This window comes from Vibrio floridensis (assembly GCF_021852965.1).
In the GTDB taxonomy this organism is placed as follows: Bacteria; Pseudomonadota; Gammaproteobacteria; order Enterobacterales; family Vibrionaceae; genus Vibrio; species Vibrio floridensis.
The window spans coordinates 120,408-134,913 of sequence record NZ_JAKGCY010000006.1; the positions used below are offsets into that span (position 1 = coordinate 120,408).

16 protein-coding genes are annotated in these 14,506 nt (G+C 46.7%); 15 read left to right on the forward strand and 1 reads right to left on the reverse strand.

What is annotated here, in order from left to right; genetic code table 11:
- The first annotated feature begins 82 nt into the window (after positions 1–82).
- From yajC to secF, 3 genes are read left to right on the forward strand one after another with little or no spacing between them, the layout of a single operon-like run.
- Positions 83–412 carry a preprotein translocase subunit YajC gene (gene yajC / locus LZU85_RS11590; protein WP_045621504.1) on the forward strand — a complete coding sequence of 110 codons (330 nt, stop codon included), beginning with the start codon at positions 83–85 and terminating at the stop codon, positions 410–412.
- Between the two features lie 21 nt (positions 413–433).
- Positions 434–2,290, forward strand: a complete 1,857-nt coding sequence (secD, locus tag LZU85_RS11595; RefSeq protein WP_176298039.1) for a protein translocase subunit SecD — start codon at positions 434–436, stop codon at positions 2,288–2,290.
- A 14-nt stretch (positions 2,291–2,304) separates the two neighbouring features.
- Entirely contained in the window at positions 2,305–3,252 is a 948-nt protein-coding gene (gene secF / locus LZU85_RS11600; RefSeq protein ID WP_045621500.1) for a protein translocase subunit SecF, read from the forward strand.
- Positions 3,253–3,383: 131 nt separating this feature from the next.
- On the opposite strand, the gene suhB is transcribed toward secF, so the two are convergent.
- Positions 3,384–4,187, reverse strand: a complete 804-nt coding sequence (suhB, locus tag LZU85_RS11605) for an inositol-1-monophosphatase (protein ID WP_045621498.1) — start codon at positions 4,185–4,187, stop codon at positions 3,384–3,386.
- A 244-nt stretch (positions 4,188–4,431) separates the two neighbouring features.
- Here suhB and trmJ point away from each other — a divergent pair, with 244 nt between their 5' ends.
- The 12 genes from trmJ (at position 4,432) to rlmN (ending at position 14,191) form a co-directional block, all read left to right on the forward strand.
- Entirely contained in the window at positions 4,432–5,154 is a 723-nt protein-coding gene (trmJ, locus tag LZU85_RS11610) for a tRNA (cytosine(32)/uridine(32)-2'-O)-methyltransferase TrmJ (RefSeq protein ID WP_045621496.1), read from the forward strand.
- A 123-nt stretch (positions 5,155–5,277) separates the two neighbouring features.
- Positions 5,278–5,784, forward strand: a complete 507-nt coding sequence (gene iscR / locus LZU85_RS11615; protein ID WP_103155548.1) for a Fe-S cluster assembly transcriptional regulator IscR — start codon at positions 5,278–5,280, stop codon at positions 5,782–5,784.
- Positions 5,785–5,814: 30 nt separating this feature from the next.
- Positions 5,815–7,029, forward strand: a complete 1,215-nt coding sequence (locus tag LZU85_RS11620; protein WP_237287137.1) for an IscS subfamily cysteine desulfurase — start codon at positions 5,815–5,817, stop codon at positions 7,027–7,029.
- A gap of 43 nt (positions 7,030–7,072) precedes the next feature.
- A complete protein-coding gene (gene iscU, locus LZU85_RS11625; RefSeq protein ID WP_011078536.1) occupies positions 7,073–7,456 on the forward strand; it encodes a Fe-S cluster assembly scaffold IscU in 384 nt (127 codons plus the stop codon).
- Positions 7,457–7,528: 72 nt separating this feature from the next.
- Positions 7,529–7,852 (forward strand): iron-sulfur cluster assembly protein IscA, encoded by a 324-nt coding sequence (gene iscA / locus LZU85_RS11630; protein WP_039424285.1) that lies wholly within the window; start codon positions 7,529–7,531, stop codon positions 7,850–7,852.
- 60 nt (positions 7,853–7,912) lie between these two features.
- Positions 7,913–8,428: a co-chaperone HscB gene (gene hscB, locus LZU85_RS11635; protein ID WP_237287138.1), complete on the forward strand. Its 516-nt coding sequence runs from the start codon at positions 7,913–7,915 to the stop codon at positions 8,426–8,428.
- Positions 8,429–8,449: 21 nt separating this feature from the next.
- Positions 8,450–10,303, forward strand: coding sequence for a Fe-S protein assembly chaperone HscA (gene hscA, locus LZU85_RS11640; protein WP_237287139.1), 1,854 nt, complete (start codon positions 8,450–8,452; stop codon positions 10,301–10,303).
- Positions 10,304–10,314: 11 nt separating this feature from the next.
- Entirely contained in the window at positions 10,315–10,653 is a 339-nt protein-coding gene (gene fdx / locus LZU85_RS11645) for an ISC system 2Fe-2S type ferredoxin (RefSeq protein WP_011078532.1), read from the forward strand.
- Positions 10,654–10,734: 81 nt separating this feature from the next.
- Entirely contained in the window at positions 10,735–10,929 is a 195-nt protein-coding gene (iscX, locus tag LZU85_RS11650; protein ID WP_130250849.1) for a Fe-S cluster assembly protein IscX, read from the forward strand.
- A gap of 152 nt (positions 10,930–11,081) precedes the next feature.
- Positions 11,082–12,380 (forward strand): aminopeptidase PepB, encoded by a 1,299-nt coding sequence (gene pepB, locus LZU85_RS11655; RefSeq protein ID WP_237287140.1) that lies wholly within the window; start codon positions 11,082–11,084, stop codon positions 12,378–12,380.
- Positions 12,381–12,444: 64 nt separating this feature from the next.
- On the forward strand, positions 12,445–12,870 hold the full coding sequence (ndk, locus tag LZU85_RS11660; RefSeq protein WP_108653625.1) for a nucleoside-diphosphate kinase: 426 nt from the start codon (positions 12,445–12,447) through the stop codon (positions 12,868–12,870).
- Positions 12,871–13,066: 196 nt separating this feature from the next.
- Positions 13,067–14,191 carry a dual-specificity RNA methyltransferase RlmN gene (gene rlmN / locus LZU85_RS11665; RefSeq protein WP_011149605.1) on the forward strand — a complete coding sequence of 375 codons (1,125 nt, stop codon included), beginning with the start codon at positions 13,067–13,069 and terminating at the stop codon, positions 14,189–14,191.
- The last annotated feature ends 315 nt before the right edge of the window (positions 14,192–14,506 follow it).

The window sequence follows — 14,506 nt, forward strand, 5'->3', positions numbered from 1 at the left end:
TTTTGTGAGTGAACTCGCTTGAAAATGAGGTGGCGTTACCCAATTTATTGGATTATTAATAAAAGTTAATGAGGATGTTTTAATGTTTATCTCTCAAGCTCACGCAGCAGCAGAAGGCGCACAACAAGGCGGCATGTTCGAAATGCTCATCATGTTGGGTATGTTCGGTGTGATTTTCTATTTCATGATTTACCGTCCACAAGCAAAACGTGTTAAAGAGCACAAGAGCCTAATGGCATCCATGGGTAAAGGTGATGAAGTTCTGACCAATGGCGGTCTTGTGGGTAAAATCACTAAGATTGCAGAAGACAATGACTTCTTGACAATTGAACTTAACCCAAACAACGAAGTTGTGATCAAAAAAGATTTCGTTACCGCTGTGCTACCAAAAGGTACGCTTAAATCTCTATAAAACAGCTAGAGGATCCTCGCTGTGCTGAACCGTTATCCTTTATGGAAGTACTTGATGGTTATGTTTGCCATTGCCATCTCTGCCTTGTACGCACTTCCAAATATCTACGGTGAAGATCCGGCTATTCAAGTTACAGGGGCGCGTGGCGCCTCTGTAGATATGTCAACGCTGGATGCTGTCACTAACGCTCTTAATAAAGAGAATCTTTCCCATAAATCCATTGCTTTAGAGAATGGATCCATTCTTGTTCGTTTCAACGACACCGATACGCAAATTAGTGCTCGCGATATCATCAGTGAAGCGTTGGGCAAAGACAAAATTGTTGCACTTAACCTCGCACCTGCAACGCCAGATTGGCTTGAATCGATTGGTGCTGCTCCTATGAAACTGGGTCTTGACCTACGTGGTGGTGTTCACTTCTTGATGGAAGTGGATATGGATGCCGCGATGGAAAAACTGGTTGGGCAGCAAGAGGACGCCTTCCGTAGCGAACTTCGTGATGCCAAAATTCGCTACCGTTCTATTCGTCCACTTGGCACTGACGCTGTTGAAGTGTTGCTGCGCGATTCAGAAGAGTTGGCTCAAGCGAAGCGTGAACTGGAAAAACTACATCCAGACATGGCGTTTGTTGAGTCAGACAAAGATGGTCGTTACGCCTTAATTGCTACCTTTACTGAAACCCGTCTGCAAGAAATTCGTAACTACGCTGTTGAACAGAACATCACCATTCTACGTAACCGTGTGAACGAGCTAGGTGTTGCTGAACCTTTGGTTCAACGTCAGGGTGCTAGCCGCATCGTGGTTGAACTGCCAGGCGTTCAAGATACTGCCCGTGCCAAAGAGATTTTAGGTGCGACAGCAACGCTAGAATTCCGTGAAGTGGATGACAAAGCGGATCTTGCCGCTGCCGCAAGTGGTCGAGCGCCTGCGGGCAGCGAGATCAAGCAAGATCGTAATGGTCGTCCTGTGGTGTTGAAGAAACGCGTTATTCTCAGTGGGGCAAGCATTACCGATGCAAGTTCAAGTGTTGATGAATATGGTCGTCCTCAAGTAAACATCTCGCTAGACAGCGAAGGTGGTAACAAGATGGCGGCGTTTTCGAAGAAAAACATTGGCAAGCTAATGGCTACCGTGTTTGCTGAGTACAAAGACAGCGGTCGCAGATCTCCAGAAGGCAAAGTCATTTTGACCAAGCATGAGGAAGTCATTAACCAAGCCACGATCCAGTCGGCTCTTGGTCGTAACTTCCGCATTACGGGTATCGATTCTGCTGCTGAAGCACATAACCTTGCGCTGCTACTGCGTGCTGGTGCTTTGATCGCACCTATCTCAATCGTTGAAGAGCGTACCATTGGCCCATCAATGGGTCAGCAAAACATCGATATGGGTATCCAAGCGTGTATTTGGGGCATGGTTGCGGTGATGTTGTTCACACTGCTTTACTACCGCAAGTTTGGTCTGATTGCGAACGTCGCCTTGATGGCAAACCTTGTCCTGATCATCGGCGTGATGTCTATGATTCCAGGTGCGACCATGACGCTACCAGGTATTGCCGGTATTGTTTTAACGGTCGGTATGGCGGTCGATGCAAACGTACTGATCTTTGAACGTATTCGTGAAGAACTGCGTGAAGGACGCAATCCTCAGCAAGCGATTCACCAAGGTTATGCCAATGCATTTAGCACCATTGCGGATGCGAACATCACAACCTTGATTACCGCGATTATTCTATTTGCCGTCGGTACGGGTGCAATCAAAGGCTTTGCTGTGACGCTCTCTATCGGTATTTTGACCTCAATGTTTACGGCCATTATTGGTACACGTTGTATCGTGAACCTGCTTTATGGTGGTAAACGCATTAATAAACTGTCGATCTAAGGCTGGGAATTGTTATGTTTCAAATTCTAAAAGCAGAGAAAACGATCGACTTTATGCGTTGGTCGAAGTTCGCATTTGTCTTCTCTTTGTTGATGATCGGTGCGTCGATTTTTACTCTCTCAACCAAATGGTTGAACTGGGGCCTGGACTTTACAGGCGGTACTCTGATTGAAGTGGGCTTTGAGCAGCCGGCAAACCTTGAAGAGATCCGCAGTGCACTTGAAGCCAAAGGTTTTGGTGACGCAACGGTACAGAACTTTGGTTCTGCTCGTGATGTCATGGTTCGCCTTCGCCCTCGTGAAGATATGGCGGGTGAAACCTTAGGTAACCAAATCCTAAGCGCGATCAAAGAAGGTACGGGCAAATCAGTCGAGATGCGCCGTATTGAATTCGTTGGTCCAAATGTAGGTGATGAGCTGACAGAAGCGGGTGGTCTGGCGATCTTGGTGTCGTTGATCTGTATCTTGATCTACGTCTCGATGCGTTTTGAATGGCGTTTGGCGGCAGGTGCGGTAATGGCACTGGCGCATGACGTTATCATCACATTGGGTGTATTCTCTTTGATGCAAATCGAAGTCGATCTTACCATTGTGGCGGCATTGCTGACGGTGGTGGGGTACTCACTCAACGATACCATTGTTGTCTTTGACCGTATTCGTGAAAACTTCCGCAAAATGCGTAAGGGTGAACCTGCGGAGATCATGGACAGCTCGATCACACAAACACTAAGCCGTACGTTGATTACCTCAGGTACTACCTTATTTGTGGTGATTGCACTGTTTGTTCAAGGTGGGGCGATGATTCACGGTTTCGCGACCGCATTGCTACTTGGTATTACCGTTGGTACTTACTCTTCTATCTATGTGGCATCCGCTTTGGCGCTCAAACTGGGTATCCAGAAAGAGCACTTAATGCCTCCGCAAGTCGAGAAAGAAGGTGCAGAATTCGAAGAGATGCCTTAACGCTCTGTTTGAATCATCGATTGAAGCCACTGCAATTGCAGTGGCTTTTTTGTTACTTTCTTGGCGGTATAAAAAAGCCCCCGCATAATGCGAGGGCTCATTCAAAAGTAATCAGCGTGACGGGCTAGAGATTACTTCAGAATCGCTTCGTTGCCGTTTTCACGGATGTGTTTCAGTAGTGATTTAACACCACGAGCACTTGATGCAACAACGTTACCTGACTTGACATACTCAGTGCCACCAGCAAAGTCAGTGATAATCGCACCTGCTTCGCGAGCAATCAGTTCGCCTGCTGCGATATCCCAAGGTTTTAGGCCTAGCTCAAAGTAACCATCAACACGGCCAGCTGCCACGTAACAGAGATCAAGTGCAGCAGAGCCAGCGCGGCGGAAATCCGCTACTTCAACAAACATCGCAGACATGATCTTGAAGTAAGATTCAGAGTGTTGCTTTTGCTTAAATGGGAAACCTGTTGCGATGATTGCGCCTTGAAGGTCTTTTGGTTGCTTAACGCGGATACGTGCGTTGTTCAGTTGTGCGCCAGAGCCACGTTGAGCGGTAAATAGCTCGTTTAACATTGGATCGTATACACAAGCAACTTCTGTTTTGCCTTTGATGCGTACGGCGATAGAAACAGCGAAGTGAGGCAAACCTTTTACAAAGTTTGTCGTGCCATCCAGTGGGTCGATGATCCATTGCACATCTTTATCTTTACCATTGATCAGGCCGTTTTCTTCAGCCACGATGCAGTGCTCTGGGTAAGAGTTTTTGATGGTATCGATGATGATGGTTTCAGCTTCTTTATCTACGTTAGTCACAAAGTCGTTTGTGCCTTTTAGAGTAGATTCAATCTTCTCAACGTTTTCTAGTGATTTAGCAATATGGTTACCTGCTTTTCGCGCTGCGCGAATAGCAATGTTTAGCATTGGATGCATACGAATTTCCCAACGGATGTTAAAGAACAAATTAAAGCGGCGGCGAGTATACCAGAGAAAACTCAAAAAGGAAGTGGTTAATTTTTGTACCTTTGGTTAGACGAGATGTGACAAAGCTCAAGAAATCGTTTACATGAAAAAGTGTGCAGGGAGCATAACAACGGTTCTCCTCATATCCAATCTAGGGTGTGGGAAAAAACTATGATAAAATCCCGCGGTTTGAAATCAGCCATTGAAAGTTTGCATGTTAGATAAAGTAAAAGTCGTCCTTGTTGGTACCTCACACTCTGGAAATATTGGGTCTGCAGCTCGTGCCATGAAGGTGATGGGCTTATCTCAGCTTGTGCTGGTTCAGCCTGAATGTGAGGTTGACGCTCAAGCCATCGCTTTGGCATCGGGAGCCGCGGACATCGCATTGAATGCGTTAGTGGTGAACTCGTTGGAAGAAGCGGTGGCCGATTGTGCGCTGGTTGTTGGTTCAAGTGCCCGTTCCCGTACGCTTGAGTGGCCGATGCTAGAACCGTTTGAATGCGCAGAAAAGTTTGTCCAAGAGGGGCAAACGAGTCATGTTGCCTTGGTGTTTGGCCGCGAACGTACTGGTCTCACCAACGATGAGCTGCAACGCTGCCATTATCACGTATGTATTCCAGCCAACCCAGAATACAGCTCATTGAACCTAGCGATGGCAGTACAAACACTCAGTTATGAAGTGCGTATGGCTTATCTGCGTCACCAGCAAAGTCAATTTGAGCCACAAGAAGTCGCTGAGTATCCTCGTCACAATGAGCTAGAACTCTTTTATCAGCACTTAGAGAAAGTGTTATTGAAAACCGAATTTGTGCGAGCAGATCAGCCTAACCAAGTGATGAATAAAATGCGTCGGCTATTTAGCCGTGCCCGTCCCGAAGCGCAAGAACTCAATATTTTGCGTGGCATTTTGACCTCGGTTGAGAAGAACCTTAAGTAATACGAGTACCCCCTATATTCATAGGGATGAATACCTGACTAATTTAGTCAAATAAATACTTGACCATTTTAGTCGGGTATGGAAAAATCCGTATCATTACAAACAGTGTGGATACGGTGTGATATGAAACTGACATCTAAAGGAAGATATGCGGTAACGGCAATGCTGGATGTGGCACTGCATTCGCAAAAAAGTCCTGTACCTCTGGCTGATATTTCCGAGCGTCAGGGGATTTCGCTCTCTTACCTAGAGCAACTTTTTTCCAAACTGCGTAAAGCGGGCTTGGTCGCGAGTGTTCGTGGTCCTGGCGGTGGTTACCGTCTCGGCGCAGACGCATTTACCATTTCAATCGGGACGGTGATCGCGGCCGTTGACGAATCGGTTGACGCAACTAAGTGTCAGGGCAAAGGAGATTGCCAAGGCGGCACTCGCTGCCTTACTCATACACTTTGGCGTGACCTGAGTTCACGCATTACAGACTTCCTAAACAACATCACGCTTGGCGAGCTCATGAGTGATAATGAAGTCATCGAAATTTCTGACCGTCAGGACATTAACCTAGCGGTGAATCATGGGTTGGCTAACAAAACTATTAACACCGCGCCCATCGGTGTAAATTTCCGCTCTTAAGCGGCCAAAAAGTTTACATTGGAGTGAAGAATGAAACTGCCTATTTATCTAGACTATTCGGCGACTTGCCCTGTAGATCCACGTGTCGCTGAGAAAATGGTTCAGTGCATGACGATGGATGGTAACTTTGGTAACCCAGCGTCACGTTCTCATCGTTACGGTTGGCAGGCAGAAGAAGCAGTAGATACTGCTCGTGAGCAAATTGCAGAATTGTTGAATGCCGATCCTCGTGAAATCGTGTTTACTTCAGGCGCGACCGAATCGGATAACTTAGCGATCAAGGGTGCGGCTCACTTCTACTCAAAACAAGGTAAGCACATCATTACCAGCAAAACAGAGCATAAAGCAGTACTGGATACTTGCCGTCAGCTTGAGCGTGAAGGTTTTGAAGTGACTTACCTTGAGCCAGAATCAAATGGTTTAATTAGCCTAAGCAAGCTTGAAGCCGCAATGCGTGACGACACCGTTCTTGTGTCTATTATGCACGTGAACAATGAAATTGGTGTGATTCAAGATCTCGAAGCCATTGGCGAACTTTGCCGTTCACGTAAAATCATTTTCCACGTCGATGCAGCACAGTCAGCAGGTAAAGTGGCGATTGATGTTCAGCAACTGAAGGTAGACTTGATCTCGCTTTCTGCACATAAGATTTACGGTCCGAAAGGTATCGGCGCGCTTTATGTACGCCGCAAGCCACGTATTCGTCTTGAGTCTCAAATGCACGGTGGGGGTCATGAGCGCGGTTTCCGTTCAGGGACGTTAGCGACTCACCAAATCGTTGGTATGGGTGAAGCTTTCCGCATCGCCAAACTTGATATGGAAAAAGACTACCAACATGCGTTAGCGCTGCGTAATCGTCTGCTAGAAGGCGTGAAAGACATGGAAGCAGTGACCATCAACGGTGATCTGAACCAGCGCGTTCCACACAACCTAAACATCAGCTTTGCTTTTGTCGAAGGTGAATCACTACTGATGTCTCTAAAAGATCTTGCGGTATCGTCAGGCAGTGCTTGTACTTCAGCGAGTCTAGAGCCTTCTTATGTACTGCGTGCTCTCGGTCTCAATGATGAGTTAGCACATAGCTCGATTCGTTTCTCCTTTGGTCGTTTTACCACGGAAGAAGAGATCGACTACGCAATTGAACAAATCCGTGTAGCGGTTGAAAAGCTGCGCGACATGTCTCCTCTATGGGATATGTACAAGGAAGGAATTGATCTCAACACGGTTGAGTGGGCTCACCACTAAGATCAATTCATCGACAAGTTATAGAGGATTCGAGGTAAATATCATGGCATACAGCGAAAAAGTAATTGATCACTATGAGAACCCACGTAACGTTGGTTCGTTTGACAAAGAAGATCCATCGGTAGGTAGCGGCATGGTTGGTGCGCCTGCATGTGGTGACGTAATGAAACTGCAAATCAAAGTGACGCCAGAAGGCATCATTGAAGACGCAAAGTTCAAGACCTACGGTTGTGGTAGTGCGATTGCATCAAGCTCATTGGTTACTGAATGGGTAAAAGGCAAGAGCATCGAAGAAGCGGCTTCGATCAAAAACTCGGAAATTGCAGAAGAGCTCGAATTGCCACCAGTGAAAGTGCACTGTTCAATTCTTGCAGAAGATGCAATTAAAGCCGCAGTCGCTGACTACAAGAAAAAACACCAACTTTAAGGCGTTTTTTGAGGTTATAATGGGGGCCTTACGCTCCCATTCCATTGGTAAACTATTTAACTAAGGTGCAGTATGGCCGTTACATTAACAGAATCCGCAGCAAGTCGAGTGAGAGCATTCCTAGATAACCGAGGCAAAGGCATTGGTTTACGTTTAGGTGTGAAGACGACCGGTTGTTCGGGTATGGCCTATGTCCTTGAGTTTGTTGACGAACTGAATGAAGAAGACGAAGTGTTTGAGCATTCAGGTGTTAAAGTGATTATCGATAAAAAGAGTTTGGTGTACCTCGACGGCACGCAACTAGACTACGTAAAAGAAGGGTTGAATGAAGGCTTTGAATTCAACAACCCAAATGCGAAAAGTGAATGTGGTTGCGGTGAAAGCTTCAACGTCTAATGACTGAAATTCTGAGCCGTTATCGTCGGCTCAGAAGATTTATTCAAGGACCATAGATCAATGAATCACTTTGAATTGTTTGGGCTACCACCTCAGTTTTCGCTGGATGGTAGCCTTCTTTCTTCTCAGTTCCGAGAATTGCAAAAACGCTTCCATCCGGACAATTTTGCGACCGCTTCTGAACGCGATCGTTTGTTAGCAGTGCAAAAAGCGGCACAAATTAATGATGCTTACCAGGTGCTTAAGAATCCCATTTCTCGTGCGGAATACCTTTTGGCGCAAAACGGTTTAGAAATCCGAGGTGAGCAGCAAACCATGCAAGATCCCATGTTTCTGATGGAACAGATGGAATTGCGTGAAGAGTTGGAAGAGATCTCTCATAGCTCAGATGCTGAGAGTGCTTTGGCGGCGTTTGATGCCAGAGTGAGCAAAATGTATAAACAACATCTCGCATCAATTGAGCAAGAGCTGAATGACGCGCAGTGGCCACAAGCCGCCGATCGCGTACGTAAGCTGAAATTTATTGCCAAACTAAAGAATGAAATAGAGCTAGTGGAAGAGAAACTCTTCGGCTAGTTTGAAAAACAAGGATCCATCATGGCATTACTTCAAATTGCAGAACCGGGCCAAAGCTCGGCACCTCATGAGCACAAAAGAGCAGCCGGTATCGATCTTGGTACCACTAACTCTTTGGTCGCTTCGGTCAGAAGCGGCACCGCAGACACTTTGAAAGATGCTCAAGGTCGTAGCCTTCTTCCATCGATTGTTAATTATGCCAATGAAGAGGCGATTGTCGGCTACGCGGCGAAAGCGCTGTCTGAATCTCAGCCACAAGATACCATCATCTCGGTAAAACGCTTATTGGGTCGCTCGTTAACGGACATCCAGACTCGTTATCCTTCTTTGCCTTATCGTTTTAAAGCCAGTGAGAATGGTTTGCCTGTTCTCCAGACGACTCAAGGGGACAAAAACCCAATTGAGGTTTCTGCCGATATTCTAAAGATACTAGCGAAACGCGCAGAAGAGAGTCTCGGTGGTGAGCTTTCTGGTGTGGTCATTACCGTTCCTGCCTACTTTGATGATGCGCAGCGAGCTGGCACTAAAGATGCGGCGAAACTTGCTGGCCTGCATGTGCTTCGCTTACTGAATGAACCGACAGCTGCCGCCATTGCCTATGGTTTAGACTCTGGCCAAGAAGGGGTCATTGCGGTCTACGATTTGGGTGGTGGTACATTTGATATCTCAATTTTGCGCCTCTCAAAAGGAGTTTTTGAGGTATTGGCCACCGGCGGTGATTCTGCATTAGGTGGTGATGATTTTGACCACCTGTTGGCCGACTTTCTTGCCAAGCAAGCGGGCTTAGAGATGCCTTTGAGCGCAGAAAAAAACCGTACCCTATTGAACATTGCGACGGCCACTAAGATTACCTTCTCGGAGCAAGACTCTGTTGAAGTAGATGTCTTTGGTTGGAAAGGCGTAGTCACGCGTGAGCAATTTGAAGAGCTGATTCGTCCGCTAGTGAAAAAAACGCTGATGTCCTGCCGTCGAGCGTTAAAAGACGCAGATGTGGACACTGACGAAGTACTTGAAGTGGTCATGGTCGGTGGATCTACTCGCACTTTATTGGTTCGCGAAATGGTGGGTGAGTTCTTTGGTCGCACACCATTAACCAACATCAACCCTGATGAAGTGGTTGCCATTGGTGCCGGTATTCAAGCGGATATTCTGGCGGGCAATAAGCCTGATTCTGAAATGCTATTGCTGGATGTGATCCCTCTTTCGTTGGGGATTGAAACCATGGGTGGCTTGGTTGAGAAAATCATTCCTCGCAATACCACCATTCCGGTCGCACGCGCTCAAGAGTTCACTACGTTTAAAGATGGCCAAACTGCGATGAGCGTTCATATTGTTCAAGGTGAACGTGAGATGGTGGATGACTGTCGCTCGCTCGCTCGCTTTTCACTCAAAGGCATTCCGCCAATGGCGGCGGGTGCTGCTCATATTCGCGTTACCTACCAAGTGGATGCCGATGGCCTGCTGTCAGTGACAGCGATGGAGAAAAGCACGGGTATTCAATCCGAAATCCAAGTGAAGCCATCTTATGGTCTGAGTGATGACGAAGTGGCGAACATGCTTCGCGATTCCATGACGTATGCCAAAGAAGACATGCAAGCTCGCGCTTTAGCTGAGCAACGTGTAGAAGCGGATCGAGTGATTGAAGGTCTTATTGCCGCGATGCAAGCTGACGGGGATGAGCTGCTCAGCGAAGCTGAAAAAGCCACCTTACTGCAAGCGATTGAATCCTTGATTGAACTGCGCAATGGCAACGAAGCGAATGCGATTGAGCAAGGTATTAAAGACACTGACAAAGCGAGCCAAGATTTTGCCTCTCGTCGAATGGATAAATCCATTCGTGCAGCACTGGCTGGCCAGTCAATTGACACTATTTAAGAGTAATAACTATGCCTAAGATTATTGTATTGCCTCATGAAGATTTGTGCCCAGAAGGTGCAGTGCTAGAAGCAAACAGTGGTGACACAGTATTAGATGTGGCACTGAAAAATGGGATTGCTATTGAGCACGCGTGTGAGAAGTCTTGCGCTTGTACTACGTGTCACGTCATCATTCGTGAGGGCTTTGACTCACTTGAAGAAAGCGATGAGTTAGAAGATGACATGCTTGACAAAGCATGGGGGCTAGAGCCTGAATCGCGTTTAGGCTGCCAAGCGAAAGTGGCGGATGAAGACCTAGTGGTTGAGATTCCTAAATATACTCTCAATCACGCGTCTGAAGACCATTAATCGATCGGTATCGCAGTTCGTTGGGTCTATTGACCTAGCGAACACATACCCAAGTGACTAATTTTTCAAAGGAAGATGAGTATGAAATGGACAGATTCGCGTGATATCGCCATTGAGCTTTGTGAGCGCTTTCCTGAGATGGACCCCAAAACGGTGCGTTTTACCGATCTTCATCAATGGATCCTAGAAATTGATGGTTTTGATGATGAGCCCAATCATTCCAATGAAAAGATCCTCGAAGCGGTGATTCTTTGCTGGTTGGATGAATGGGAATAAATCCAGCCCAGTTAACAAAATTCATTAAAAAACACGGACCTTATGGTCCGTTTTTTTATCAATTTGACATTTCTACCCTACATAATGCTAACATCCGTGAGTTATTCCAATAGAAAGGCGTAGGTAGCGCCGTTATAAGGCAAGGAGAAACCATGTCTACACAGATGTCTGTATTTTTAAGTCACGAAGTCGCCGCTCCACAGTGGGGCGAGAAAGCACTGGTATCATTCAATGAGCAGGGCGCTCTTATCCATACAGGCGAAAGTACGGATTTAACTAAAATCCAACGCGCAGCGCGCAAGTTTGATGTTCAAGGCATTAAGAGTGTATTTCTTACAGGTGAAGGTTGGGATGTGGAAGCGATTTGGGCTTTCCACCAAGGTTATCGTAATCCGAAAAAATACAGCCAACTTGAGTGGGTTGCGCTAGAAGAGAAAGCACAAGCAGAACTGGAAGCGCGCATTAAAGCCACTGAGTTTACTCGCGATATCATTAACAAACCGGCTGAAGAAGTCGCCCCTCGCCAACTTGCGACGATGGCGGCGGAGTTCATTCGTTCTGTGGCTCCAGAAGGCACAGTGACAGCGCGTATCGTCAAAGATAAAGATCTGCTTGCTGAAGGCTGGGAAGGCATTTACGCCGTAGGCCGTGGTTCAGATCGCACTTCAGCAATGCTTCAACTCGACTTTAACCCAACGGGTGATGAGAATGCGCCTGTTTGGGCATGTCTAGTCGGTAAAGGTATTACCTTTGATTCTGGCGGTTACAGTATCAAGGCGTCCAATTTCATGGATTCAATGAAAGCGGACATGGGCGGTTCGGGTACGATTACCGGTGGTCTAGGCCTCGCGATCATGCGCGGACTGAACAAGCGCGTAAAACTGATCCTATGCTGTGCGGAAAATATGATTTCTGGCCGAGCGTTGAAACTGGGTGATGTCATTACCTACAAAAACGGTAAGACGGTTGAAATCATGAACACCGATGCGGAAGGTCGCCTAGTGCTTGCAGATGGCCTGATTTACGCCTCGGAACAAAACCCAGAGTTGATCATTGATTGCGCGACCTTAACGGGCGCGGCGAAAAATGCGCTAGGCAACGATTACCACGCGCTACTGACGTTTGACCAAGCTCTTGCGCAAGAAGCACTAAAGTCAGCAGCAGAAGAAAAAGAAGGTTTGTGGCCGCTGCCACTAGCAGAATTCCATCGTGAAATGCTGCCATCAAACTTTGCTGATATGTCTAATATCAGCGGCGGTGACTACTCTCCTGGTGCCAGCACGGCAGCGGCATTTCTTTCTTACTTTGTACAAGATTACCAAAAAGGTTGGTTGCATTTTGACTGCTCGGGAACTTACCGTAAGTCAGCCAGCGACAAATGGTCTGCGGGTGCGACAGGAATGGGGGTTTGTACTCTGGCCAACCTGTTAGTGACACAAGCGAATAAGTAATACTTCACAGCAGCCCAATTGGGCTGCTGGACTATAACAACGACATGAAATAAAGGGACACCTTATGGCTCTAGAAAGAACATTTTCGATCATTAAGCCTGACGCTGTAGAACGCAACTTAATCGGTGAAATTTACCACCGTATCGAGAAGGCAGGATTACACATCATCGCGGCAAAAATGGTGCATCTTAATGATGAACAAGCAAGTGGCTTTTACGCTGAGCACGAAGGAAAAGAATTTTTTCCAGCATTGAAAGAGTTCATGACTTCAGGACCCATCATGGTTCAGGTTCTAGAAGGCGAAAATGCCATTGCACGTTACCGTGAATTGATGGGTAAAACCAACCCAGAAGAAGCGGCTTGTGGCACCATTCGCGCCGACTATGCACTGAGTATGCGTCACAACTCCGTGCACGGCAGTGACAGCCCAGCATCAGCAGCGCGTGAAATTGCTTTTTTCTTCCCGGAGTCGGAAATCTGCCCTCGTTAAGCGGTTTGAATAAGTAGACCAATTCCCAAGCCCAGCACACAAGCTGGGCTTTTTTCTGATTAAGGAAAAGTGTGGTGATATTTTAATCGTTTGGTTTTATCGCCTTAGCATCTTCGGGGTTTTACAGCCCTTGTTGTCACTGCATAAAGCCTGTACAATTCGCGCCCTTAATCTTGTTCAGTCATTGAGAGGCAACATGAGCACTGAAAAAATTAATCTACTCGACTTTGATCGCAAAGGCCTGCGTGAACTGTTCGCCCAAGAGTTAGGCGAAAAAGCGTTTCGTGCTGATCAGGTTATGAAGTGGATCTACCATTTCGGTGTGGATGATTTCGATAACATGACCAACATCAACAAGCAGTTGAGAGAGAAGCTTAAGCAGAAATGCGAGATCGTCGCACCTGTTGTTTCAGAAGCTCAACACTCATCAGATGGCACCATCAAGTGGGCCATGCGTGTTGGTGATCAAGATGTTGAAACGGTTTATATCCCAGAAGAAGACCGCGCAACACTTTGTGTTTCATCTCAAGTGGGTTGTGCACTGGAATGTAAATTCTGTTCAACGGCGCAGCAAGGTTTCAACCGTAACTTAAAAGTGTCAGAAATCATCGGTCAGGTGTGGCGTGCGGCACGTGAAGTAGGGCTTGAGAAAGAAACTGGGCGTCGTCCGATCACCAACGTGGTGATGATGGGCATGGGTGAACCGTTGCTGAACATGAAAAACCTCATTCCTGCTTTGGAAATTATGCTGGATGATCTGGGCTTTGGCCTCTCTAAACGCCGCGTTACTGTGTCGACTTCGGGTGTGGTTTCTGGCTTAGATCAGATGACGGGCAAAATTGACGTTGCACTGGCGATTTCTTTGCATGCACCTAATGACAAACTGCGAAGTGAAATTATGCCGATCAACGATCGTTGGGATATTCAGGATTTCTTAGCATCAGTGCGTCGCTACATTGCTTCTTCCAATGCCAACCGCGGTAAAGTGACGGTGGAATACGTGCTACTTGATCATGTTAACGATGGCACTGAACATGCACATGAGCTTGCGCAGTTGATGAAGGATACACCTTGTAAAATCAACTTGATTCCATTTAACCCATACCCAGGCTCACCATACAAGAAACCAAGCAACTCACGTATTGATCGTTTCCAAAAGACATTGATGCAATATGAGCATACGGTGACGATTCGTAAGACGCGCGGTGATGATATTGATGCCGCATGTGGTCAGTTAGTGGGGGACGTGATCGACCGAACCAAGCGTACCGCCATGCTGAAAGCGGCCAAAGGTGAGACCATCGAGGTTAAAGCGCTGTAAGCCATCATTTTCTTATTAAACAGCCAGAGCTATGCTCTGGCTGTTTTGCTTTCTAATCGTCATTTTTTGCTTGTTTGGTGGACTTTCTATGCTGAATTGGACGATATATCGAATTTCTTGTGTCAAACTTTGGACAAAAGCTTGAGCTAAAGGTAAATTTCTCAGCATAGAGTTTTTGTCAATAACGCAGTTTGGCTTATCATGTTTAAAGCTACAGCTCTGTTTTGGCAGTGTAGGTTGGCTAATAAAATAATTAGGGCTGCGTCCAAAGCACCGCAGCAAACTTTTTCCAAAGTTCAGTGCAAACCAAGAACG